Origin of the sequence: Spirosoma luteum DSM 19990 (assembly GCF_000374065.1) — a bacterium.
Lineage (GTDB): Bacteria > Bacteroidota > Bacteroidia > Cytophagales > Spirosomataceae > Spirosoma > Spirosoma luteum.
The window spans coordinates 1,016,989-1,041,945 of record NZ_KB893245.1 but is presented as its reverse complement, the minus strand read 5'-3'; the positions used below and the strand labels follow the sequence as shown (position 1 = coordinate 1,041,945).

Below are 24,957 nucleotides of genomic sequence, written 5' to 3'. Positions count from 1 at the left end.
TGTTAATTGATATAGGGTGTTGACTTTTTAAATTTTACTGGCTTTCGTTTTTTTGCTGCTTTTGCTGCTTCCACCAGCTTTGCTGGCTCTGCCACCCCGTACTGATGCTGCACGTCCTTCCAGATTATCCATAACACAGCGGAAGCCGATGTATGAGCGCTTCTGATCTTCGTATTCGTATGACCGGGTGCCCGTTTCGAGGTAATAGGCAATATCTTTCCATGAGCCGCCCCGAACTATTTTTCTTGGCTCGTCGGCATTTTGATTGTCTGGGTTCATGTCCCATACAATAGCGTTTGTGTTGTCAGCATAAGCATCCCGGCACCATTCTGCTACGTTACCAGCCATATTATAAAGATTGTAGTCGTTAGGACTATAAGCAGTTGCCGGTGCGGTATACGGGTAACCATCGGCGTCGTAATTACCCCGCTGTGGTTTGAAGTTGGCCAGATAACAACCTTTGCCATTAGCTACGTAAGGGTTTCCCCAAGGGTATTTAGCCCCCTGCTTGCCACCACGGGCAGCCCATTCCCATTCTGCTTCTGAGGGAAGCCGGTACCCAAAGGAACGGTAATTTCCTTCCTTGGTACGAAAATCATCCAAGGTATTGGTGCGCCACTTACAAAAGTGGTTAGCCGCAACCCAGCTTACGCCTACTACCGGATAGGTGTCAAAGGCGGGGTGAGCATAGTAATGCTCCAGCATTGGATCACCATTGTGGTAGGTGAAATCGTTTTTCCATACGGTTGTATCAGGGTAGTACTTAGCCATGATGTCTTCTTCGCCCAGCACCGAGACTGAATCGGCCAGCAGGGCGTTGATGTACTGTCGATACTCATGGTTGGAGATTTCAGCATCGTCCATGTAGAATGAACTGATGGTTACCTGACGATTCATATTAATCTGAGTAGCCGCCACATCCTCGTCGGCCTGTCCCATTATAAATGAACCGGATGGCACCAGTACCATTCCGTACGGTGTGGGTTGCCGCCAGCCTTTACGCCCGGTAGCGGTAACTTCCCCATTTGTCATACCTATTTCTCCTCCCTTGCCACTTTTGCCGCCAAATTTTGACTTCAAAAAGCCGCAACCCTGCATCAGCAACACTACTATTGCGACCATCACTACCCGGGTTGCGTTGCCTGTTAACCAGTTATACTTCATCATCGTAAAACTTTTCTTCTTCTTGTGCGAGACCAGACTAAAAACGAAAATCTATTTAGTTATTGTATGTTCTGTCAGGTTCTGAAAAATTTTCCGTCAATATCCTGATTGAACGTTTATTTCTGCTTTGGACGAACTAGTTCAACTTTAGGTCAATCTGTCGTCCAAACAGTAAGTTTCCTGTTGCAAACTGCGTAACAAGAATATTGCCAATACTGCTCAAATGAGCAAAATATTGCCTTTTCTCTGCACTCAGCTATATCAATAGCGGAAACGGGGTGTGCGTACAATTGGTTTCTTACGTGCATCGGGAGCAGGCAGGGCATAGCCTACTAAAATTTCGTACGATGCAGGACTTTTTATTTGTGCTCCTCCCGTAGTAATATCCAGTGCTGCTCCAATACGCAGTGCATTGTTTCGCATCAGGTTGATGCCAGCAGTGGCCATCACTGCGTCTTTTAACCGATATCCCAGACCCGCCCAGATGCGGTTATCGTATGTTCCCACTAAGTTGACCGAAGCTACCGATCCGGGAATACCCTGTTTTGTACTGTATTGTACCAGTACAGATGGCTGTATATCAATATTATACCCTAACCCCAGGCGGTAACCAGCCGACAGATAGGCTTTTGGTTCGGAAGGGTCAAGTGACCGGCCAACAACGTAGCTGTAGGCTGCCTTATTCAGGTGTGTCATACTCAAGCCAACCCAGTAGTCGGTAGTATTGTAATAAATACCGGCACCAATATCCGGTTTAAACTGATTGATACGTCCGGTTGGAATAAGCGGGTCGCCTGGGTCGGTAGCGCGAAACTGACCAAAGTCGAACCCCCGGTTAAACATACCCGCCTGTACACCCAGCGCCAGCGTTCCGTTCTTTAAGGCCAATCGGTAAGCATAAGACAATTGCACCGCCTGATTGATAGACGGGCCGTACTTATCATTCAGGGCATAAATACCAATACCACTCTTGATTTTAGCCAATGGCATATTGAATGATATCATCTGCGTATTCTGAGCCGCACTACCATCGCCATTACCAATTGTCTGATAACCCAGATATTGCGTTCGCTGCGTAAGTTGTAGACGAGATACCCCCTCCGAGCCAGCCGCTGCCGGGTTATAATAAAGCGGGTTGTACATATACAAGCTAAACTGTGGGTCCTGTTGGGCCAGAGCCATTGGCGTAGCAAGCACAACCAGTAAAAAGGCGTAAACGTATAGTATGCGAATCATACGGCCTGGACAATATTCAAAAAGACTTTTATACACACATACGACAAAAAAGAGCAGAAGGAGTCAACATCAATTAGTTGATTTTCAATAAAAAGCGACTCTTCTCTTCTGTTTGTTCTTACTAGCTTCTATATCAGTGATAAGGGAGTTCGACAGAAATTTCATCACAGTTTACAGTTAAACGCATGTAAGAGCAAATTATTGGCCTGAAAAATAAAGCAAAATGCCGGAAATGAGCAGTATCACCCGGTTCCGGCACAAAGGGAAACACCGCATCACTGATTACGGGTTGGTCTTTTTAAGGTACAAATCCAAAGCCCCCGTCATAGATGGCGCGTTGGGAAGCGGAGCTTCAATATCAAGTGTCAGGCCCGCTTCAATAACGGCCTTGGCAGTAGTAGGCCCGAAAGCAGCGATACGTGTTCCGTTCTGATCGAAATCGGGAAAATTAACAAGTAACGAGTTTACACCTGATGGGCTAAAAAGGGCAATTATATCGTAACTACTGATTTCCAGGTCTGACAGGTTAGTGGAAACAGTTTCGTACATCTCAGCCTCCGTAAAATGAAGACCACTTGTATCCATAAACTCAGGAATATCATTTCGACGGATGTTTGAACAGGGAAACAGGAACTTTTCGCTCTTATGCTTCTTGATTAAGTCAAACAGTTCGGTTGCAGTCTTCGTACCGTTGAAAATCTTGCGCTTCCGAATAACGATGTATTTCTGTAGATAGTTAGCTGTCTGTTCCGAAATACAGAAATACTTCATATCTGCAGGCACATCGACGCGTCCTTCCTGACAAATACGAAAAAAGTGATCTATGGCATTTCGGCTGGTGAAAATAATAGCGGTATGGGCCAGAATATTGATTTTCTGACGACGAAAATCCTTAAACGACTCACCCTGAATCTGGATAAACGGGCGAAACTCAATCTGGATATTGTACTTGCTAGCTAAATCAAAATAAGGAGATTTATCGTCGGCGGGTCGAGATTGGGACACTAAGAGCCGGTTTACTTTCGTGATCCTGGCTTCGGCGGGTTGCATGCTTGTCTCGTTCATTGAATCGTTACTCGGGGTCATTAGGAATTGGTGGTACGAACTGGATAATAAAGGAAATATCCACCAACTATACTATGCTAACTGAAAGCCCACCCATCATAGCGCAAAACGCAAACCAATGATTAGTGGAATCAATTCGACGATACAAAGGTACGAAAATAAATAAAGATTTTTGATAGGCTCAAGGCTACGTATGACGAAGTATAGCAGGGTTAAGCGGGCAGCATAAAACATAACTACTGACACCAACAAGACTTCCTGCGACCATGATGCGACCCAGGTATTGTACGTCAGTATGGATAGTAGAAGAGTTAGAAACGTAAAAAATAATAGGGATGACTGTAGTATTTTGAAATAGTGAATGTTGACCACCTCCTGCAACTTATACAGCCCCCCCATCACCTCCAGAGAGATATACTTACCCAGAAGACTTAAGAAGGTGACACCACTCAGCAGAAAAAACTCACTCAACAACCCACCTATATTTTGCCCCGTTATTAACAATGTCCCCGATGTAAACACCGCTAAGTTCAGGCTCTGCAAGAAGACAATCAGATAAGCAATGACAAAACTCAGATTGAGGGCAAAAAGGGTATTGGCACCACTCAATGGACGATTAATTAGAAACGATTCGTCCTGTGACCGGACAGATAATAGATCACGCAGGTTATAAAATCGCAAAAAAGCGCGCCGATAAAATGTAAACAGAAAACTGTGGGTGGTCAATAAAAACAATAAACCCAGTCCCAGAAAGTCTTTGTATATAGTGCTGGGACGGGGGCGTACACTCAAATTATCATCCCGCAACAGAACGGGTGTCTGCGTTGCGGATTTTGGGTAACCAATAAATAATTGTTTATTGTCCAGGCCGGGACTGCCGTAGATGGTGAGGAATAGTTCTGGCTGACGATAGACCTTATACAGGCTATCGATGTTTAGTACCTGCCAGCGTTCGGCACGGAGTTTTCGTTTAAGGGCAGCGTTGATAAACAGGTATCCGTCTTGCCGGGTTGCAATGAGCAGGCTGTAGTGCCGATTACTCTCCAGGTCCACATATACGCTCAGGGCTGTTTGGTCGGCATGTTTCTCAACGATGTAGGGTACGTAAGCTTTTGCCCTTTCGTCGTACACCTGAAAGTCGTCGTGAAAATTGTGAACGGGATAGTATGTTTCACCCGGTCCAATACCTGTCTGGCGAGGTTGGGCAGTGGCGAAAGAGTAAAAAAGTGAAAGAGTAAAAAAGAGTGAAAGAGCGTCACGGAAATAGTCACTAGTTATTCTGGTTATCGTTGGCCGCTCTTTCGCTCTTTCATTCATTCGCTCTTTCGCTCTTTAGAATTTATTTCCCCAGCGCCTTCAGCATTGTATCACCGATAAGAGCGGGTGATTCAACTACGTGGATACCACACTCCCGCATAATAGCCATTTTGGCGGCTGCTGTATCATCTGCGCCACCAACAATAGCACCGGCATGGCCCATCCGACGACCCTTGGGGGCCGTTTGTCCGGCAATGAAACCAACAACGGGTTTACGATTGCCATCAGCCTTGATCCAGTTAGCAGCCTCTGCTTCCATGCCGCCACCTATTTCGCCAATCATAACGATAGCATCGGTTTCCGGATCGTTCATAAGAAGTTCAACTGCCTGCTTGGTAGTGGTACCAATAATTGGGTCGCCACCGATACCAATAGCTGTCGATTGTCCAAGACCAGCTTTGGTAAGCTGGTCAACAGCTTCGTAGGTTAATGTACCCGACTTGGAAACGATTCCGATACGCCCTTTCTTGAAAATAAAGCCGGGCATGATTCCTACTTTACATTCTTCGGCGGTCATGACACCGGGGCAGTTGGGCCCGATCAGCGTCACATCTTTGTCGTTCAGGTAGTTTTTCACCGCTACCATATCTTCCGTTGGAATACCTTCCGTAATGCAGATAATCACATTTATACCCGCTTCTGCAGCCTCCATAATAGCATCGGCAGCAAAAGCAGGCGGCACAAAAATGATGGATACATTGGCGCCAGCCTGATCAACAGCCTGCTGAACTGTATTGAAAACAGGGCGGTCGAGGTGCGTTTGCCCTCCTTTTCCCGGCGTTACCCCACCAACAACGTTAGTGCCGTATTCAATCATCTGCTGAGCATGAAAACTGCCTTCTGAGCCGGTGAAGCCCTGGACGATAATTTTTGAATCTTTGTTAACTAGAACAGACATAACAGGAATTTGGAAATCGTTGGCAACACGGACATACGGAAGGAAGCCGAAAAATAGCATTTAACCAGCTATCTTTAGTCGTTTATCGGCCCTTCCTGCTTCTGGTAGAAAGTTGGGCAAAAGTAGCCGAAACTTCCTAAATTACGTGATGATTTTTTCGCATATCCTTTCTGGCTCTGTTCTGGCCGGAGTGGGCGTTGGGGTGTTCTGGCACTTTTTCGGACGTATTCCCCTGCTCAACCGACTGCTTTGGGGATTCTTTTTCTTAACCATTTCCCTGGCCGCTCTGATGGGAGTGATCCGCTTTTCGGGAAACGAATCGCTGGAACCGTTGCATCGTTCCATGATTATTCTGTCCGATACGCTGGGTATTGTATGCGTGGTGTCGGCAGTATATGCATTGCTTAATCAGCGTACACTTTCCTTGTTTCCATTTGTTGCCACGGTAGCGTTTGGTTTATTTCTGTTTACTTCATTACTATTACCCCGCGTACGCGTTTTCACCCCTATCGTACCATCACTGGGTATATTGGTTTTGGTACTACTGGCGGTGTTTTCATTACTTCAACGCAACAAACGAGGGCTTTGGATCGTGTTGGCCGCTATGATGATGGGGCTGGCTACCAAAGCAGAAGCGTTTTACTCACTCATTCACCCAACGGATTTTTACCAGTACGCCACGGCGCTGGCTCTCTGGTTTTTCGGGAAAGCCTCCGATTGGCGCGTGAGATTGCGGTAAAGCCATTTTTTGTCGTGTGCAGGAAGGATAATCTGATAACTATTTGGCGGATACAGCAGTTACTCAGTGACGCATTTTTTACCTACTCAACAACCGTGAATGCATCCGAGTTACTCCATGACCCCGTCGAAACGGCGCGGGCAGCCCGACTGGTTTATGTGTCAGATACCATGCCGGGTATTCAGCGACAGCGCAACGAAAGTCTGTTCCAGTATTTTGATACCAAAGGCAATGAGTTGACCGACTCCGACACCCTGACCCGAATCCAGAGCATGGCCCTGCCCCCTGCCTGGGAAAATGTCTGGATTAGCCCGAAAACCAATAGCCATTTGCAGGCAACGGGAATCGACACTAAAAACCGAAAACAGTACCGCTACCACCCAAAATGGAACGCGATTCGAAGTCAGACGAAGTTTTTCCGAATGGTGGCCTTTGGTCAGGCCCTGCCACTGCTTCGTTCCCGGTTAGCCAAAGATCTGAGAGTCGAGTCACTCACCCGCGAAAAAGTAATTGCTATTGCCCTGAGTGTTATGGAGCAGACGCTCATTCGGGTTGGTAATGCGGCTTATGAAAAAGAATATGGTTCCTACGGGCTTACCACGCTCAAGGACCGCCATGTAAAAATGGATGGGCGTGAAGTACGATTTAGTTTTAAAGGTAAAAAAGGTATTTATCATGATATAACCCTGAGTGACCGGCGGTTATCACGTCTGGTAAAAGCCTGCCGGGATATTCCGGGCAAGGAGCTATTTCAGTACTTCGATGCGGAGGGTAAGCGCCATCCAATCGACTCAGGTATGGTGAATGATTACCTGCACGAGACGATGGGCGACGATTTCTCGGCGAAGGATTTCCGGACTTGGGCTGGTACCGTAAACGCGTTTCGACTGCTAGCCGAACTGAATCCCTGCGAAACTGAAAAGGAACGGAAGAAGAACGTGAACACAATATTGGACGAAGTATCCCATAAGTTAGGGAATACCCGTACCGTTTGCCGAAAACACTATATACATCCCCAAATTCTGGAAGCTTACGAATGCCAGGATTTAATGCCTTATATCAAACAGAAAGCCCGTTTTAGACAAACGGACGCACAGGGGCTGGATGGCACCGAAAAATTGTTACTAAAGTTTCTGAAAGACCAAACTCAGAAGCGTTGAGCACCAACGACAGGCAATTTTGCTTAAATAACAGACGAACAGAGGATAAAAATAACTGATTTTCGGGAATAAAACCAACAATAGTATTCCAAGAGAACCGAACTAAATTTTAGCAGCCCAAATCTGCAAAACAATCAACAATAGTGGGGAAATCACTCCACATTTCACACAAAAAGCGTCGGCTAAAGTGAATCAGCCTACGCTTTTTGTGTGAAATGCACTAGTAGAAACGTTAGTTTTTACCGTCGATTTTGTCACCTGCTCTTTCGATTTTGTTACCCGCTTTATCAAAGGCATCACCGATTTCACGACCAGCCTGCTTAAAGCCGCTTTTCACATCCTGCCAGGCATCGGCAGTAGCATTCTTTGCCTTATCCATATCGTCGTCCAGCTCCTTCCGTTGCTCCTCCAGTTTGGCTTTCTGACGCTCTGTTTCAGCTTTTGCTTTATCGCTTTGCTTTTCAGCTTTTGCCTGTAATTCGTCTATTTCAGCGTCCAGCTTATCTTTTTGCACTTTCATTTTCTCTACGGCTTCATCGCGTTCCCGCTTGAAATCGCCGGCCATTTCATCCGTTTTTGCATCAGCTTTATCGGCTGCATCATTAGCATCGGCAGACATTGCATCCCCCGTGTTCTCGACGGCATCCTCCGTGCGTGATTCTTTCTTTCCGTCGGAGCTACAGGCCTGCAACAAACCTAATGATGCTACGAGAAGCAGCGTACCTGCAACGTGCTTGATACGAGTCATTAGCAATAGGGACTTCTTCATAATGATTATTGTGTAGTTTGATTTATAAAACCACGTTTGCAAAGGCCATGCCAGAAACTAAGCGCACATACTCATACGTAACCATAAACTCAACTGGGTCTAGTATGGAATTCTAGAAAAAGCAGTGATATTTAGGTATAGAGAAATAAGTTCTGTTAAGCTGCGAATAGAGTCCCAAACATGGGAACATAGAGTTAGTGAATTCTATGTTTAAATATTAAACGTATATCAAACAACTAATTTTGATTTTATACGGTTGACTAGTAGTAGGACGGGCGATTTTGCATGAATCGATAACCGTTTAATACGAAACACTCCCCTCAAAAACCATAACCTGTTTACAGTAAACAGGTTATTCGTACGTAAACCAATAAAGAATGGAGACATTTAGTAAAAAAGAAAAAGAAAAAGCAAGACAGAAAAAGAGAAAAGACAAAGAGGAAAAAAAGGAAGAACGCAAAGCAAGTGCGCAGAAAGGGCAGGCACTTGACTTGATGATGGCCTATGTGGATGAGAATGGAAACATTACTTCTACACCACCTGATCCCCGAAAAAAGCGAATTATTGATCAGGAAGATATCCAGATCGGCGTATCCAGACAAGAAGCCGTTGAAGCGCAGGATGCAGTTCGCCAAGGAATTGTGACTTTTTTTAATGCCTCTAAAGGATACGGGTTCATCCGCGATCTGCAAACGCAGGAGAGTATATTCGTACACATGAACGGTTTAATTGATGCAGTAGGCGAACAGGACAAAGTAACCTTCGAAGTCACAAGGACCCCAAAGGGGCTAAATGCCGTTGATGTAAAAAAAGTCGTTTAGCGTAAGCGAATCAGCTACTATACGGATTCTGCCAGCTACTTCCAGAAATTATAAGTACCAACGACGGTCAATCCTCGTTGTCCAATAAAGCCAGGTGCCAACGCGGACACCAGCTCCATCAATACCATCTATATTATGAGTAAGCCGATTTACACCTCCATCCCCCCCACCACCGACAACGTTTACTGGATGCTCAAATTCTCGGACGGGAAAACCAGTATTTATGTCCCCCGGGATAGAGAGCTTGATCGTAAACTCAAGATTAAATTTCAGGCCGAAGTAGCTGCCCGCACATCGCCGAAACGTAAAAAGTAACGGCGAACATTTTCACCTGCTTCTGAAAGGCGATTGAAACGACAAGCTCCGTCAATGGGGCCTGCTCACGAAGTGCTGCCTTTTTGTTGGTACGGTATGCTATTTTTTTTGGTTTTGCCCCTGCGGCATAGCACCGGATTCCGGCATATCAATTCAGTTAATGTCCTTTTCGATCATTAGCGCACCAGTATACAGCCTGTCTGCCAATTAATTAAACGGCGTGCCAGGCTGTCTGTTTTTTTGTACCCTTCCTATCGTGTCTGGGTATTGCACGGGCTTCGCGTTTATTGGGGCTTCTCTGCCCAAATCAATCCGTAATCCATTTGAGTGGCTATTGTATCCGGGGTATTTATTAACCCCATTTGTGCAAACCAGTTTCGGTACTCCGCCCGGCTGTAGGCACGTCCTTTCGTTACGCAGAAAAGCTGGGCAGAGTAATCCGTAACCGCCAGTGGTCCATCGAGCGTGTCATTCAGGAACGAATCATGGACCCAGAGTTCACCACCCGGACGAAGCGCATCGGCAAACCGACTGGCCAACTCAATACAGGTTGGCGTGGGCCAATCGTGAAAGAGACTTGCGGCCAGGATGATATTCGTTTCTGGGAGGGTATCTGTCAGCATATCGCCGGGCAAAAAGGTAACCCGTCCTTTCACTGTCTCGGCGCCTTCTCTTCCACCTTGGCTAAATTCATCCAGTAGTTCAGCGGCCACGGCAAGCACAGCCGGGCGGTCAAACAGGGTGGCGGTGGCAATAGGGTTTCGTAGCAGCCATTCATAGGAATAGTAACCTGTACCACAGGCAACATCGAGCAGATGGCCGCTACTCTCCGGTAGTGCTGCCGCCACCAGAGGAGCCAGGTGCCGGGCACGACCCGCCAGACCCAGGGTAAGCGTGCGAGCCAGTTTCAAGTCATCCATCGGCGAAGGCGTACTTCCTTCTTTCACGAATGAAAACCCCTTGTTTGTGTCGAGTGGTCCGTCGTTCCGGAGTAGGGTGGCCATATCGATTACGCCCGGATCATTCTTTTCCAAACCCGTGTATCCAGTTAAATCAGGGATATGCCCTGTAGTAACATACTCACCCAGTTCCGTAATGTATAGCCGACCGGCTGCGTCATAAGCCAGCAGCCCCATAGCGCACAAAGCCGGAAAGAGTACCATAGCGGGTCGCTTATTCAGATGGAGTTGATGACGCAGTTCAGATAAGGAGAGAGGGCCTACACTTAACTCCTCAAAAACGGGAATATGATGAATAGCGGCCAGTAGTAATCGGGAGCCAAACATGGCACGCAGGTGGCGGGTAATGGGAGCCGGATCGGGCGGTACAGACAAAGACATGACAAGAAAGCTATAAACAGGTTTAGGAGAGCAAAGGTAATGATTACCAGTACTCCCGTAAGCAAGTATGGATTTGGCAGGCAACGAGAAGGTATTTTTCGGAAAATGAAAATCGAGTAGTCAGGGTAGTGTATGTGGCTTTTTGCTTTACCAAACCCGATTCAGACCTAATGACTGGTTCCGCTATTACGGCCCTCTCTCAACGCTTTACCTCTCTGAAGGCAGGCGTGATTGGCGATTTTGCCCTTGATTTATACTTCGACATACAGACGCGCACCGGTGAGTATTCACTCGAAACAGGCCGGGAAGTTTTCTGGGGAAGCCAGCCCCGTGCCTCACTGGGAGCCGCCGGTAATGTGGTGCAGAACTTGCATGCGCTAGGCGTGAAACATTGTTGGGCTATAGGATGCGTAGGCGATGACCTGTTTGGGCGTGAAATGGTACACCAGTTTAATTCGCTGGGGGTGAATACCCAACACGTGCTACTCGCTGATGAATGGACTACCTGTCTATATACCAAGCCGAACCGGCAACATCAGGAATTGAACCGAATTGATTTTGGCACCGCCAATGCCCTCACCGATCACCTTTTTGACAACCTCATGGCGGGTCTGGAGCAATGCCTGCCTACCCTGGATGTGCTGATCATCAACCAGCAATTTTCAAATCCTTTACTCACGGCCAACCGAGTAGCCGCACTGAATGCGTTGATAGCCCGCTTTCCCAGGGTTCGGGTCGTGGCGGATATGCGTAACGTTGGGATGCACATTCGGGGCGCCACGCTAAAAGTTAACACCGCCGAACTAGCTTATTTTTTGGGTACCGACCTACCCGAACATCCTGACCTGAACTGGTGTATGGAGCAGGGAATTACTTTCCGAAAACAGGTAAACGTCCCCTTATTGATTACACGTGGGCAGGCCGGTATTTTATACATGGATGAGACTGGAACAGAGTCAATCGATGGGTTAACTCTACGGGGTGAACTGGACACCGTTGGAGCTGGCGACACCGTTGTAGCCTCCTGGGCTGCCTGCATGGGAGCCGGAGCCACACCTAAACAGGGGCTGGAAATGGCCAACCTAGCTGCTGGCGTCACTGTGCAGAAACTTGGCCAGACCGGAACGGCCAGCCTGACAGAAATTCTTATCCTTCATGATGAACACCAATATCATGCGTAACGAACTGCTTTCCCATTGGCGCCAGGAGTGGCACCAGCACTTGACCCACGAGTTATTACCCTTTTGGACATCCCGTACGGCCGACCATGAACACGGCGGTTTTATTACGCATTTTGACCAGTTCGGTACTGATTCGGGTGAGGACGAAAAATCACTCATTGCCCAGACCCGTTCCATATATACCTACGCGTCGGCGCACCGGGCAGGCTATGGCAACGGCGAACTGGCTAAACTGGCACGGCATGGGGTCGATTACCTGCTCACCCAAATGTGGGACCACGAAAACGGCGGGTTTTACTGGATGACCAATCGGAAAGGCAACGTGATGAATGACCAGAAAATAGTGTACGGTCAGAGCTTCGCCATTTACTGCCTGAGTGAATATACACTGGCCACGGGCGATACACGTGGTATTGAGTATGCTCAAAAAGTATTCGACCTATTACAGAAATATGCGTCAGATGCCTGTTACGGCGGTTATTTCGAAATGTTTTATCGGGACTGGACACTAAAAGAGCCGTGTTCGGGCGGGGGCGACCACAAAACGCTCGACGCACACATGCACCTGATGGAAGCATACACAACCCTGTACGAATGCACCCGGCAACCCATCCATCGCCGGAAACTGCTGGAGGTAATTGACCTGCTGGTCCATAAAATTATGCACCCGGTTTACGGCACCGGCATTCCGCAGTTTTGGGCCAACTGGGAGGTGGCTCCGCAAATTAAGTTCGACATCATCTGGGGCTGGGATCGGTTTACTGAGGAGGGCAGTAAACAGTCGGCGGAGGATAACACCAGCTATGGTCATAATGCTGAGTTTGCCTGGCTGCTGCTACACGCGCTCGATGTGCTGGACGTGCCACACGATACCTACGGGGACCAACTCCTGAAATCCTTTTCGCACGCAGTCGATTACGGCGTCGACTGGACCTTTGGGGGTATTTTTGTGGAAGGTTCGCACAGTGGCGGGGTGTATGACCGCGAAAAGGAATTCTGGCAGCAGGCGGAAGTCTTGATTGGTTTTCTAGACGCCTGGCGGATTTTTGGGGATGAAAAATACGGGAAGGCTTACGAAAATGTTCACCGGTTTGTACTAGACAAAATGATCAATCACCCGGTGGGAGAATGGTGGCCGTTAATGACCCGGCAGGGTATACCCATCTGGACACACATGAGCCATTCCTGGAAAATAAACTACCATACTGTACGATCGGTTATTCAGTCAATTAAGCGGATTGACAAACTGCTGACGATTGAGTAGCGTGTGCGATTGTAGTTCGTTTTATTGATCACCCTTTGCATTTAAACCACACTCAGCACCTCATACATCATTTTATTGAACGCTGCAACCTCTCCTGCTTTCCGTCCTGCCAATGCTACAGCAATAGGCGATCCGGCCGATACGCCAAAATAAGCATCGTCACCGAGTAACAATTTACCAGCACCAATGCTAATGAAATACGCTCCTCGATTAGTTGTGACGATACTCCCCGGCTGAACGGATTCGTAGGTTTTATCAATTGTAATCTGCTGAAGATCACGTTCCAGCTGTAAAGCACCGGCCAGGAGTTGAGCATTTCGGTCGCGTTCGAGTTGAGCCATAGCACGGCCTGTTTCGTACTTGTCGCCCGCACTGCTTTTCGATTCGGAGTTGGCCGCTTCCTGCGCGGCTTCCATTGCTTGCCGGGCCGTATCAATCCGTTGCTTTACGTATTGCTGGCAAAGGCTAAAAAGGGCAGATTTGGTGTTCTGAGCTAGTTCGTGCACGCTATAAATTTCCTTTTTTCATCTCTTTAACCGCAAAATCGGCAGCCCGTGCGGTAAGCGCCATAAAGGTAATAGACGGATTTTGTGAACCAGTAGAAGTCATAGCCGCTCCATCGGTAACAAACACATTTTTCACACTGTGAAGTTGGTTATTAGCGTTGAGCAACGACGTTTTAGGATCGCGGCCCATGCGTACTCCCCCCATTTCGTGGATATCGAGACCAGGATTCCGATGGTCATCGTAAGGCCTGATGTTTTTGCAACCTGATTTGTCCAGCATTTCTGCCCCCTGCACCAGGAAATCGTTCATCATTTTCAGATCATTATCCGTATAGTCGATGTCCGTAACCAGTTGCGGAATCCCCCAGGGGTCTTTATGGTCGGTACTAAGCCGAACGAGATTTTCGTAACGCGGAACGGTTTCGGCCTGCATCATCATAAATACATGCCAGGAGCCGGGGTCACTTAAGTTATCCTTGAAATCAGCTCCGAAGCCAGGCTGTGCGTTGCCACGCTGCCAGCCTCCACGGGATGCACTAAAAGCGACCATGTAACCCCGCTGAAACCGGGACGCCGGACCGCTCGTCTCCTGCTTCCGGACATTTCTGAAATTGGGCATAAACGCCGTTGTGGGTCGTCGACCGTAGTAGTATCCATCCTCGTACCCTTCATAATCGGCCATAATATTACCCCGATAGTTATGGAAGGCGACGTATCGGCCAAGCAACCCGTTGTCATTACCCAATCCGTTTGGGAATCGTTTTGACGTAGAATTGAGCAGAATAAGGTTGGTATTCAAACAGGCAGCATTCACAAAAATGATTCGGGCATAATACTCCGTCATTTGTTTTGTGTGCGTATCAATCACGCGAACCCCAGTCGCCCGGCCGGACCTGGCCCCGGTTTTTCCTTCATCGTAAATAATTGAATGTACTACAGAATCCGGGCGCAGGGTCAACTTACCCGTTTTGGCTGCCCAGGGAATAGTGGATGAGTTACTGCTGAAATACCCGCCGTAGGGGCAACCCCGGTAGCACAAATGCCTGGCCTGACACTGCGCACGTCCCTGGTCGTAATGAATTTGTCTGGGTTCGGTCAGGTGGGCGCACCGACCGATAATCACATTCCGGTCGTTATAGCTTTCGGCTACCCGCTTCTGAATATGCTTCTCCACGCAGTTCAACTCCCACGGTTTCAGAAATTCACCATCGGGTAGGGTCTCCAGCCCATCTTTATTGCCACTGATGCCCACGAATTTTTCTACGTAGCTGTACCAAGGTGCAACATCTTCGTAACGAATGGGCCAGTCGACAGCGGCCCCGTCACGGGCATTGGCCTCAAAATCAAATTTACTCCACCGCTGCGTTTGGCGCGCCCAAATCAGCGACTTACCGCCTACCTGATACCCCCGAATCCAGTCGAACGGTTTTTCCTGCACGTACGGATGCTCGGCGTCTTTCACGAAAAACTGCTGGGTTGCTTCGTCCAGGGCGTAGCACTTGGTCGCAATCGGGTTGGCCTGATCGAACGCTTCCGGCATCCGGTTACGGTGTGGGAAGTCCCACGGGTTCTGCGTGGCAGTTGGGTAATCGACAATATGCCGGACATCGCGTCCACGCTCCAGTACAAGCGTACGTAACCCTTTACCACACAATTCCTTAGCCGCCCAACCCCCACTAATACCAGAGCCAATAACAATGGCATCGTACGTTCGGGCCGCTTTAGCGTCGCCTGTAATGTTCATAAGCATTTGTTCTTTCACTATAAAAATAACCAATGATTTATGTCGCTCAAAATCCCAGTTTGATACAACGGTAGCGAAGCCATCAATTACATTGATTTCTAGCAGGCAACCGTATCTTTATACCTGTTCAGAAACCCAATTCAGAACGGTTTTTTATGGAATCAATAGTTAGTTCTTCCCTTCCTGTACCACTCCATCCGGGCTTACCCCTGGTGGGTAATACACTGGCGTTTTTGCGTGACTCACTCGGTACGTTGCAAACTGCACAACGTCAGGGAGAACGCCTGATCCATTTTCGCATTGGCGGCAGGCATCAGTATCTGGTTTTCCAGCCGGAAGACGCCAAATACATCTTGCAGGAGAACAATCGAAATTATGGCCGGTCGCCCGCTTTCGAAGTGTTGAAGATTTTTCTCGGAAATGGCCTGCTCACCAGCGAGGGCGATTTCTGGCGACGCCAACGGCGACTGGCCCAACCGGCCTTCCACCGGCAAAAGCTGGCTGCATTGGCGCAAACAATGATTGACGAAACTACCGCGTGGATTAATGAACTGAAACACCTTAATCGACAACAGCCTGTCAATATCTCCCAGGCATTTATGGATGTGACCATGCGAATTGTCTGTAAAACCCTGTTTGGCGCCGACGTCATTGGTAAACTGGACGGACTATCCCTGGCACTGGACACGCTCAATTACATGGCGAATGACCGGCTACTATCGATCATTCGGTTTCCTTTACACTGGCCAACCCCGGCTAATGTACGCTTTCAGCAGGCCGGGACGCAGGTAAATTCCTTTATTTATAGCGTCATTGACCAGCGTCGGCTAAAGGCAGGCGATAGTGATGATTTGCTTGGTATGTTGTTGGCAGCTGAAGACGAGGAAACGGGCGAGCGTATGTCTGATCAGCAACTGCGCGACGAGTGCGTAACGCTGTTTGCAGCCGGACATGAAACAACATCGGTGTCCATGGCCTGGACGCTGTATTTATTAAGTCAGCATCCAGCAGTGCTGGCTAAACTCAAGGCTGAAAGCAAGGCCGTTTTGGGGGATGTAGCCAGCCCGTCGCCCAGTGTGTTTCGGTCACTTACTTACACGATGCAGGTCATTCAGGAATCCATGCGCTTATACCCACCAGCCTGGATCATGAGTCGTCTGGCGTTGCAGGATGACCATCTTGGCCCTTATACTATTCCGGCGGGGGGTACGGCGCTCATTGCCCCTTACTTACTCCACCGCGACCCCGTTAACTGGCCTGACCCCGAACGGTTTGACCCGGACCGATTTGCGCCAAACGGCCCAAGAGACCAGCTTCATTCCTATGCTTATCTGCCCTTTGGCGGTGGCCCCCGTTTATGCATTGGTAACCAGTTTGCCCTGATGGAGATGCAGATTTTACTGGCAATGCTAATCCGTGAATTCGATATACAACCATTGGCTAATCAGCGCGTTACCATGCAACCGTTGATTACATTACGGCCCAAACAACCGGTTTGGGTAACATTGTCTCAACCTTGAAATTAGATTATAAAAGGAATTTTCACGATTGGCTAACCCTACTCTATTTAGAAAGATAACGTTATCAGCATCTTATCTTATCTATTGCCATAACCAGTGATATACAGACTTGGACCTTTCGTAGAGTGCCTTGACTTTATGGTTCATAACGCCAAACTTAGGCAGTCCATTGATGTTCTTCGTATCAATTCACTTAAAACGCGACACAATGAGACTACAAATGCACGCCGTTAAGTTTACGGCAGATCAGAGCCTGTTAGATTTCATCCAGGCTAAACTTGATAAGTTAGACACATTCCACGACCGAATTATTAGTGGAGAGGTGTTTCTAAGATTAGAAGGCGCCGACTCCAACAAGGTCAAAGACAAAGTAGTTGAGGTTAGACTACTGCTGCCTGGCAAAGAGTTATTCGTCAAAGAACAAGATAAAAGCTTTGAATGCGCAACGGATCGAATAATGGATGTTTTGAAAGACAAACTCGTTCGGTTCAAACAGAAGCGCAACAACATATCCAGTCCAGCCATTACTGAAGCCAAATCGCAGGTAGACGTAGAGGATGAGATTTATGAGTCGGATGAGTTGTAGGAAAATTTAACGAATCCTACAATAGCGAAAGCCACTCCATACGGAGTGGCTTTCGCTATTGTAGGCGTGATATAACCTGCTTTACAATCTCTTACAGGCTAAAAGCAGCTTTTATTTTATCAACAAAATCCAGCTTTTCCCAGGTAAACAACTCAACCTCCAATTCAATCATCTGACCATTGGAACCGAAGGTTTTTTTCACTACTTCGTTTTTACGCCCCATGTGACCATAGGCAGCGGTTTCTGAGTAGATAGGGTTACGAAGTTTGAGACGTTGCTCGATAGCGTAGGGACGCATATCGAAAATTTCAGCCACCTTTTCGGCAATAGCACCATCATTTATATCCACCTTGGAGGTGCCGTACGTATTGACATATAAACCACAGGGCTTGGCAACACCAATGGCGTAGGATACCTGCACCAACACCTGATCGCACAGACCGGCAGCGACAAGATTTTTGGCAATGTGCCGCGTTGCATAGGCCGCCGACCGGTCTACTTTAGACGGGTCTTTACCCGAAAAGGCACCACCACCGTGAGCACCTTTACCGCCGTATGTATCTACAATAATTTTACGACCGGTTAGCCCCGTATCGCCGTGGGGACCACCGATAACAAACTTGCCGGTTGGATTGATATAATACGTAATATCACCGTCAAACAAACCTTGTAATTCAGCTTTCTGTGCGGCTTTGACCCGAGGAATTACGATGTTGATGATGTCCTCTTTGATTTTGGCCAGCATCGTGTCGTCATCTGCAAAATCGTCGTGCTGAGTCGATACAACGATCGTATCGATACGGGTTGGCTGGTCGTCATCTGAATATTCAATCGTTACCTGCGATTTGGCATCGGGTCGCAGATAAGGCATCAGATCACTTTCGTTGTTGCGAATATGCGACATTTCCCGCAGGATGGCATGGGCCAGATCAAGCGGTAACGGCATGTAATTGTCCGTCTCGTTGGTGGCGTATCCAAACATCATACCCTGATCACCCGCGCCCTGAGCGTTGGCTTTCGACTCAAAATCGTCTTTGGCTACCTCCCGGTCAACACCCTGGTTAATATCGGCCGACTGGTCATGCAGGGCCGAAAAAATACCACACGAGTTAGCCTCGAACATGTATTCGCTTTTGGTATAGCCTATTTTACGGATTACCTCACGCGTGATTTTTTGAACGTCCAGATACGTGTCGGTTTTAATCTCGCCGGCCAATACAACCTGGCCCGTTGTCACGAGTGTTTCGCAGGCTACCTTGCTGGAAGGATCAAACGCCAGAAAGTTATCAATTAATGCGTCGGAGATTTGATCAGCGACTTTGTCGGGATGTCCCTCGGAAACAGACTCGGAAGTGAAAAGATAAGGCATTTCGCTTTGCGTATAGCTTGATTTTAAACCGCAAAGCTACACGTTTATGAGCAAGGGTCAAACGATGAATTAGCACCTCATTTGCTAACCGAATAATTTACGGCGCATTACATCGAAAAACGCGACGATAAATGGCCATTTAGGCATGGTGGAAAACAGCCTCAGTTCCTCAAAAAACCGCGTGTCTTCGTCTAAAAAGGTAAAAACGCGACCTGGGTTTCTCGTGTACACTCTGGTAAAAATATCATCGGCAGGGTAGCGATGTTTTTCCAGTACGTTCAGGAAAATACTATCATATAGCAAAAAGCGGCTCTTGAACCAGGGTAAGGACCGATGCGGTTTGCCAGTAGCAGCCAAGTTCTGGACAATACACTGCAAATACCGTTGGGTACGCTGAAATGTATACCCTGAAGACGGTTTGGTAAATCCGCCTGATGTACCAATTCGAACGATGTGGTCGGATGGGTTCTCCTGTGTTGGCACATCCGACATCGGAATAACCCCATACTCGGTATCATAAATACTGTAGGTGCCCGCATCCAGAAACCGATCGATGTACTGGCGCAATTCGGTTTCATATTCAGCATCCGTCAGGAGTTTGTCGTTAAAGAGCGTAAACTCAACTAAGGCCGTTTTTTCATCGAAAGGTAACACATACAGGAAACGACAATCGCCGTGCTGCTCAGTCCGGAAGTCCATAATTTCGGGTTGAGCCGGGTTGAAACAGGGCTTTTCTGTGGTAATAAACCAGCCTTTAAAATGTTGGAGCAGATTGTGGTTTTCGGGCCTGTTCAGTTGGAGCGAGAATGTACTATCAAACACATAGTCGGCAATATATGGCTCCTCCGCAGCGATTACAAAAGCTCCCTGTGGTGTGTCTCTGATCCGTTCGATAGTAGCCTGTTTTTGCTCAATATTCGGGTATTTGGCCAGCTCTGCTTTCACGAAGTCGTAGAAGTCAATACCGCGCAGCATTTTGTACTGATACGGTCCCATACCCAATTGCCCGGCATACGTGGTGCCATGAAAGCTGACATTATTCCAGGTTCTAAACAGAATAGACTCAAACGGACCGGGCGCTCGCTCCCAAAAACACCAGGTTCGGTCGTTACGGTCCTTCGACTCCCGGTCCAGGATGAGTATACTACGGTCACGCAATGGTGACTGACTTAGGTGATAAGCCAGACTCAATCCTGCCATGCCCCCTCCGGCAATGATAAAGTCGTATTTTTTCATGCAGTAAAGAAAAAGTCCGAACTCCCGGCCCGGACTCACTTCTTTAAGTAATAGAAAAGCTTAGTTGTTTTTAAATGATACCCTGCGTTACACGTCTACGTGCTTCTCAGCGTGGTAGCTCGACCTGACCAGGGGGCCTGATTCCACGTACTTTAACCCACGCTTCAGCCCTTCTTCTTTATACATGGCAAACGTTTCGGGGTGAATCCATTCGATGACTTCGTGGTGCATTTTTGTCGGTTGAAGGTACTGGCCCAGGGTAAGAATATCGAGTCCGTTACTGACCAAATCGTCCATCGCCTTAAATACTTCTTCCGGCGTTTCGCCCAAACCAAGCATAATTCCCGACTTCGTGCGCTGCCCGTAGCTCTTCGTCCGGCGAATTTGCTCCAGGCTCCGTTCGTAGCGGGCTTGCGGGCGTACACGACGGTATAGTCGTTCCACGGTTTCCATGTTGTGCGAAACAACCTCCTGCCCGGCTGAAATCATTCGTTCAAGGGCTTCCCAGTTTCCTTTTGTATCGGGAATAAGGGTTTCGATGGTGGTAGTGGGCGATGCTTCTTTAATCAGTCGGACGGTTTGGTACCAGATTTCGGCACCCCGGTCTTTTAATTCATCCCGATTGACCGATGTGATAACAGCGTGTTTGACCTTCATCAGCACAATGGCTTCGGCCACGCGCCGGGGTTCGTCAGTATCATATTCGTTTGGTCGGCCGGTTGCCACTGCACAGAACGTGCAGCTCCGGGTACAAACATTGCCCAGAATCATGAACGTAGCAGTACCAGCGCCCCAGCATTCACCCATATTCGGACAGTTTCCACTCTCACAAATCGTATGCAGTTTGTGCTCATCAACCAATTTGCGGACTTTGGCGTATTCCGGTCCGATTGGCAGTTTCACGCGTAACCAGTCAGGGCGTTTCCTCCGTACAGGCTCCGCATCGGTAGAGATATGGCTTTCCGAGGTGCCAATCCCCGGGATGCGGCTTCCCGACCGGTTCGTTTGTACCTGAGAGGGTATTATGGGTAATTCAATCATAGCTCCTCAATCCTTTTCAGGAAAATTCGTTTTTCGCCCGTAAAGTTCAGGAAATGATTAAAGAGTTGGTCAGCTGATTAGTTGGCCAGTGAGTCAATTAGTTGGTCATGTAGCCAGCTTACCGGCTAACTCACCGGTACCTAACTGATTCATTTTTTACTTCCGAAAAACAGGGTAATATAAGCAGAGGTGAAGAAACTTCGGTTTCCGTCTGAACGGTTACCATTGGGGCTGTTATTGGGAATGATAAGAATTTTATTTGGAAATGCTTCGGCCAGGAACCCTACCTCTACCCCGGTCGTATTGGCTCTAAAAGCGCTGAGTTCAAAACTTAATGCCGCCTTTACGTTTAACCCGACGGTTAGTTTGGAATCACTCAGCCCCTGGAAGAATCCACCCGCCCCGGTAATTACCTCGCCGGTGGCAGTTGTAGACCCATTCAACTGTGAAACCGGCACATTCCGGGAGGTGTTCCCTGAGGTTACTTCTACATAGTAGGGCTTGATGATACCCAGCGAAGGGCCAGCGGCCAAAATCCCGCTGACAGCAATGCCTTCATCACTATTTCGCTGGAACAACCGTATCTCCCGGCCATACTGCGGACGGAGGACAAACAAATAATTTTCTTTGCCATCAATGTAGCGTGACCCAATATTATTGAGGGATGATTGAATTTCTTTGGGGTGCTTTACATTCACCAGTTCAACGCTGAGGTAACTATACTGGGGCATTCCCAAAAGCGTACCCGGCAACAGCTTCACTTTCCGAAAAGAGAAGCCGCCCACAATACCCGAATTTGTATTCGTGGTCAGGCCGAATGTGGTTACCGTTGGGTAATTGTCATCCTCGCCATCATTGTTTTGCGCATTGGAAATTTGCCCTGACAGTAACAGGTAACCAATCGAAAGTCCAAGTAATCTGTATAGTGTTCGCATTGCCGTAAAATCCTGAATTAAAGCTACTCAATTTTACTATTATTCACAAAATCCACTCCCACAATTAGTGTAACTATCCCATTATTCATATGTTTGAACCCAGTTAACAAGTCGACCTGTGAGTCAGTTGGTAAGAGTTGATGCGTCAGCTACTACCGTCCCGCTGATCAACTTCCTTTTTTCTATGGCAACGATTCATATTGATTACCTGGGTGGGCTACGTACCGATTGTGTACACATACAGTCCGGCACACACATAAACACAGATGCCCCAACTGATAATCAGGGTTTAGGCGAAGCCTTTTCGCCCACTGATCTGGTGGCCAACGCGCTCGGCACCTGCATTATAACGACCATGGCTATCTTTGCCCGACGGGAAGACATCGACCTAAAAGGCAGTCAGTTAGCCGTAACCAAAGTAATGACCAGTGAGCCACCCCGACGCATTGCTCGTATTGACATAGACTTGGTTCTACGTGCCAGTCACAATGGTACACCTTTTATTCCTGAAGAAGCCATTCGAACCCGGCTGGAGACTATCACTCACACTTGCCCTGTGGCCATTAGCCTACACCCCGATATCGAGCAAAAAGTGAGTCTTCGCTGGGAAGAAGGCGTAATGGCCTGACCACTCGCTTTATCAAAATGGCAGCGCATCAGGGAGTATCAGCCGACTACTTTTTTCGTTTTTGACGCCATTGTTTAACATCTGCCACCAGGTTTTCGAGAAAGAAGGATGGTCCAACCGATATATACAAGCCTGTGTAGTTAATCTGGCTATCAGGAATATCCTTTTTAAGGATAAACCGATACCCCGTCAGTACATTTATACCAAACCAGTGTATCGGTCGAAACCAGCGGATGGGTGGAAACTGATAACTGGCAGAGACCCCTACCCCCAAAGGGAGAAATATCCCTCGGGCCACTTCATACTTATTAGCCTGGTCATCAATGCGTTCGTAACGCGAATGGCCATAACCAAACTCCACAGGCATACTTACTTCGAAGGCCTTCCGGCGCAACAGGAAGCGTTCATAGTAAACCGTAGCAATGCGTAAATGGCGCGTAACTGATTCTAATGTACCCGGTAATAACCCTGGTATATCGAGACGCTGATTTACAAAATAAAATCCTGCCCCTGCCTTAAAACTGGCTACCCGTTCACTTCCAAGAGCCGGGCGTTCGCGCTGGGCGGGAAACAAGAATCCAGCGCGTATCCCATAAACACTCACCGGAACCCGTCGATTATCTTCCGTACGAGTGTCATTGAAGAAAAAGAACCGCTGGTCTGTCGAAGCCGTAAACGTTAGTGAATTGGGACTACTGCTTTGAGAAGTTTCGGCGGTTGGGGCAGTGGGTGGTTCAATATCCGTAGCAGACTGAGCGGAAGCACCTGTACCAGAACCTAAATAAAGCAAGCTTATACAGAGTCCGCCTAAAATCCACTTGAATTGCATGAGTTGTGTATCATTTACACCACTTGTAACAATGGACAGGTTGAATGGTTGGACAGAGCCACTCCATTACCGGTTACCTATCGTCAAACATCTATCCGAATGTGCATCTTCATCTGGTACGCTATCTTAGATAAATACAATTTTTTAGCATCATATTTTGCGTCTTATGGCACTCCAAAAATTTCTAGTGAGTACTTTCTTAGCTATTCTGCACAATTAATTCTTGTGCATTTCCTATCCGGTAGCGTTGCCGGTAACGTTTGCATAAAAAAAACCAGATAAAATATTCGTTATATCTTATTTTCTATTCAATATTATATGTACATTTCGATAAAGTCCAATAACATAGATAAAGACCATATCAAAGAATTGTCCACAATTAACCCCATTTCACCAATGGTAGTTTTCGAGGAAGGATAAAGTTTATAGTGAGTAGAAACCCTTAGAATAGTGGCTTTGGTTAACACGAACTAGTCATACGCCGTGTCAAATAAGCCATACTCTGCCTATAGCGTTGAGGAGCTTGCCCTCGATGACCTCTTTGTTCGTTGGGTACAATTTCCCGACGACGACGAGGTAGAGGCTTATTGGCAAAACTGGTTGAACCAAAACCCGGATTGTGCTGAAACGGCTGAAACGGCTCGAAGGCTGATTGATGAAGGAGGCCAGTCCATATTACCAGCTTTATCAATAGAAGAAGTTTCGTCACTTTGGGGCCGAATCCGGGGTTCGTTACAAACGCTGGAAGATTTGCGCCCTTTACAAGCCGATGTAAGAGCGGTTATTGGATGGTGGTATTTTATTAGAACCGTTGCGGCCCTGTTGGGCGTATTGCTATTGGTTGGCTGGGCTCTCTGGATGCAGTATGGACCCGACCAAAATGTCTGGACGATTAGTACACCGGCCAATCAGACCAAAGAAATACGGTTGCCTGACAATTCATACATGACGCTGCATCCGAACAGTACGGTTCGATACGCACGCCGGTGGGCCGATGAAACCCCCAGGGCAGTATGGCTGAATGGAGAAGCTGACTTTTCGATTGCACACCGAAATGATACCTCCTCCTCCCGGTTGTTTCGGGTGCATTTGCCCGACTTTACTATAGAAGCAGTAGGTACAGCCTTTCGGGTGCGGCAAAACCCAACGGGCACCTGTGTAGCACTGGCCTCCGGGCAGGTGAACGTACTACTTAAAAAACAGCAATCAATTCAACTCAAACCCGGCGATTCGATTGAGATAGCCAGTGATTTAACCAAATCTTTACCTTAAAAATCAACTCTTACTTATACCT

Annotated in this window: 24 protein-coding genes; 10 read left to right on the top strand and 14 right to left on the bottom strand. The window is 47.7% G+C overall.

What is annotated here, in order from left to right:
* Positions 1 to 27: 27 nt before the first annotated feature.
* From porK to sucD, 5 genes are all read right to left on the bottom strand, one after another.
* Complete coding sequence (porK, locus tag B156_RS0104445) at positions 28 to 1,167, bottom strand: T9SS ring complex lipoprotein PorK/GldK (RefSeq protein WP_018618439.1); 1,140 nt, start codon at positions 1,165 to 1,167, stop codon at positions 28 to 30.
* A gap of 258 nt (positions 1,168 to 1,425) precedes the next feature.
* Positions 1,426 to 2,400 (bottom strand): PorP/SprF family type IX secretion system membrane protein, encoded by a 975-nt coding sequence (locus B156_RS0104440; RefSeq protein WP_018618438.1) that lies wholly within the window; start codon positions 2,398 to 2,400, stop codon positions 1,426 to 1,428.
* Between the two features lie 282 nt (positions 2,401 to 2,682).
* On the bottom strand, positions 2,683 to 3,465 hold the full coding sequence (locus tag B156_RS0104435) for a uroporphyrinogen-III synthase (RefSeq protein ID WP_026260595.1): 783 nt from the start codon (positions 3,463 to 3,465) through the stop codon (positions 2,683 to 2,685).
* Between the two features lie 96 nt (positions 3,466 to 3,561).
* Positions 3,562 to 4,782 carry a DUF4271 domain-containing protein gene (locus B156_RS0104430; RefSeq protein ID WP_018618436.1) on the bottom strand — a complete coding sequence of 407 codons (1,221 nt, stop codon included), beginning with the start codon at positions 4,780 to 4,782 and terminating at the stop codon, positions 3,562 to 3,564.
* Positions 4,783 to 4,804: 22 nt separating this feature from the next.
* Positions 4,805 to 5,680 (bottom strand): succinate--CoA ligase subunit alpha, encoded by an 876-nt coding sequence (gene sucD / locus B156_RS0104425; RefSeq protein WP_026260594.1) that lies wholly within the window; start codon positions 5,678 to 5,680, stop codon positions 4,805 to 4,807.
* Positions 5,681 to 5,828: 148 nt separating this feature from the next.
* Between sucD and B156_RS0104420 the strand changes: the two genes are divergently transcribed.
* Complete coding sequence (locus B156_RS0104420) at positions 5,829 to 6,419, top strand: DUF6962 family protein (RefSeq protein ID WP_018618434.1); 591 nt, start codon at positions 5,829 to 5,831, stop codon at positions 6,417 to 6,419.
* 95 nt (positions 6,420 to 6,514) lie between these two features.
* Positions 6,515 to 7,579, top strand: coding sequence for a DNA topoisomerase IB (locus B156_RS0104415; protein ID WP_018618433.1), 1,065 nt, complete (start codon positions 6,515 to 6,517; stop codon positions 7,577 to 7,579).
* A gap of 232 nt (positions 7,580 to 7,811) precedes the next feature.
* Here B156_RS0104415 and B156_RS0104410 read toward each other — a convergent pair whose 3' ends face one another.
* Positions 7,812 to 8,348, bottom strand: coding sequence for a sll1863 family stress response protein (locus tag B156_RS0104410; RefSeq protein ID WP_026260593.1), 537 nt, complete (start codon positions 8,346 to 8,348; stop codon positions 7,812 to 7,814).
* 377 nt (positions 8,349 to 8,725) lie between these two features.
* Here B156_RS0104410 and B156_RS0104405 point away from each other — a divergent pair, with 377 nt between their 5' ends.
* Both B156_RS0104405 and B156_RS0104400 read left to right on the top strand, forming a co-directional pair.
* Positions 8,726 to 9,169: a cold-shock protein gene (locus B156_RS0104405; RefSeq protein ID WP_018618431.1), complete on the top strand. Its 444-nt coding sequence runs from the start codon at positions 8,726 to 8,728 to the stop codon at positions 9,167 to 9,169.
* A gap of 135 nt (positions 9,170 to 9,304) precedes the next feature.
* Entirely contained in the window at positions 9,305 to 9,484 is a 180-nt protein-coding gene (locus B156_RS0104400) for a hypothetical protein (RefSeq protein ID WP_018618430.1), read from the top strand.
* A 284-nt stretch (positions 9,485 to 9,768) separates the two neighbouring features.
* Here B156_RS0104400 and B156_RS0104395 read toward each other — a convergent pair whose 3' ends face one another.
* Entirely contained in the window at positions 9,769 to 10,824 is a 1,056-nt protein-coding gene (locus tag B156_RS0104395; protein ID WP_018618429.1) for a methyltransferase, read from the bottom strand.
* A gap of 170 nt (positions 10,825 to 10,994) precedes the next feature.
* Between B156_RS0104395 and B156_RS0104390 the strand changes: the two genes are divergently transcribed.
* Both B156_RS0104390 and B156_RS0104385 read left to right on the top strand, forming a co-directional pair.
* Positions 10,995 to 12,005, top strand: a complete 1,011-nt coding sequence (locus tag B156_RS0104390) for a bifunctional heptose 7-phosphate kinase/heptose 1-phosphate adenyltransferase (RefSeq protein ID WP_018618428.1) — start codon at positions 10,995 to 10,997, stop codon at positions 12,003 to 12,005.
* The gene (locus B156_RS0104385) at positions 11,980 to 13,269 is read left to right on the top strand and encodes an AGE family epimerase/isomerase (RefSeq protein WP_018618427.1); all 1,290 of its coding nucleotides are present in this window, start codon (positions 11,980 to 11,982) and stop codon (positions 13,267 to 13,269) included. The genes B156_RS0104390 and B156_RS0104385 overlap by 26 nt, the downstream gene beginning before the upstream one ends.
* 41 nt (positions 13,270 to 13,310) lie before the next feature.
* Here the strand turns inward: B156_RS0104385 and B156_RS0104380 are convergent, their stop codons facing one another.
* A complete protein-coding gene (locus B156_RS0104380; protein ID WP_018618426.1) occupies positions 13,311 to 13,775 on the bottom strand; it encodes a hypothetical protein in 465 nt (154 codons plus the stop codon).
* Between the two features lies 1 nt (position 13,776).
* On the bottom strand, positions 13,777 to 15,519 hold the full coding sequence (locus B156_RS0104375) for a GMC oxidoreductase (protein ID WP_018618425.1): 1,743 nt from the start codon (positions 15,517 to 15,519) through the stop codon (positions 13,777 to 13,779).
* A gap of 155 nt (positions 15,520 to 15,674) precedes the next feature.
* Between B156_RS0104375 and B156_RS0104370 the strand changes: the two genes are divergently transcribed.
* Both B156_RS0104370 and B156_RS0104365 read left to right on the top strand, forming a co-directional pair.
* Positions 15,675 to 17,039 (top strand): cytochrome P450, encoded by a 1,365-nt coding sequence (locus tag B156_RS0104370; RefSeq protein ID WP_018618424.1) that lies wholly within the window; start codon positions 15,675 to 15,677, stop codon positions 17,037 to 17,039.
* 208 nt (positions 17,040 to 17,247) lie between these two features.
* The gene (locus B156_RS0104365; RefSeq protein WP_018618423.1) at positions 17,248 to 17,625 is read left to right on the top strand and encodes an HPF/RaiA family ribosome-associated protein; all 378 of its coding nucleotides are present in this window, start codon (positions 17,248 to 17,250) and stop codon (positions 17,623 to 17,625) included.
* 91 nt (positions 17,626 to 17,716) lie between these two features.
* Here the strand turns inward: B156_RS0104365 and metK are convergent, their stop codons facing one another.
* The 4 genes from metK to B156_RS0104345 form a co-directional block, all read right to left on the bottom strand.
* On the bottom strand, positions 17,717 to 18,994 hold the full coding sequence (metK, locus tag B156_RS0104360; protein WP_018618422.1) for a methionine adenosyltransferase: 1,278 nt from the start codon (positions 18,992 to 18,994) through the stop codon (positions 17,717 to 17,719).
* 84 nt (positions 18,995 to 19,078) lie between these two features.
* The gene (locus B156_RS0104355; protein WP_026260592.1) at positions 19,079 to 20,230 is read right to left on the bottom strand and encodes a lycopene cyclase family protein; all 1,152 of its coding nucleotides are present in this window, start codon (positions 20,228 to 20,230) and stop codon (positions 19,079 to 19,081) included.
* An 87-nt stretch (positions 20,231 to 20,317) separates the two neighbouring features.
* Positions 20,318 to 21,271, bottom strand: a complete 954-nt coding sequence (gene lipA / locus B156_RS0104350; RefSeq protein WP_018618420.1) for a lipoyl synthase — start codon at positions 21,269 to 21,271, stop codon at positions 20,318 to 20,320.
* A gap of 149 nt (positions 21,272 to 21,420) precedes the next feature.
* The gene (locus B156_RS0104345) at positions 21,421 to 22,206 is read right to left on the bottom strand and encodes a hypothetical protein (RefSeq protein ID WP_018618419.1); all 786 of its coding nucleotides are present in this window, start codon (positions 22,204 to 22,206) and stop codon (positions 21,421 to 21,423) included.
* A 184-nt stretch (positions 22,207 to 22,390) separates the two neighbouring features.
* Here B156_RS0104345 and B156_RS0104340 point away from each other — a divergent pair, with 184 nt between their 5' ends.
* Positions 22,391 to 22,834 (top strand): OsmC family protein, encoded by a 444-nt coding sequence (locus B156_RS0104340; protein ID WP_026260590.1) that lies wholly within the window; start codon positions 22,391 to 22,393, stop codon positions 22,832 to 22,834.
* A 46-nt stretch (positions 22,835 to 22,880) separates the two neighbouring features.
* Here the strand turns inward: B156_RS0104340 and B156_RS0104335 are convergent, their stop codons facing one another.
* On the bottom strand, positions 22,881 to 23,624 hold the full coding sequence (locus B156_RS0104335; RefSeq protein ID WP_245563682.1) for a hypothetical protein: 744 nt from the start codon (positions 23,622 to 23,624) through the stop codon (positions 22,881 to 22,883).
* A 522-nt stretch (positions 23,625 to 24,146) separates the two neighbouring features.
* Here B156_RS0104335 and B156_RS0104330 point away from each other — a divergent pair.
* Positions 24,147 to 24,935, top strand: a complete 789-nt coding sequence (locus tag B156_RS0104330; protein ID WP_018618416.1) for a FecR family protein — start codon at positions 24,147 to 24,149, stop codon at positions 24,933 to 24,935.
* Positions 24,936 to 24,957 lie beyond the last annotated feature (22 nt).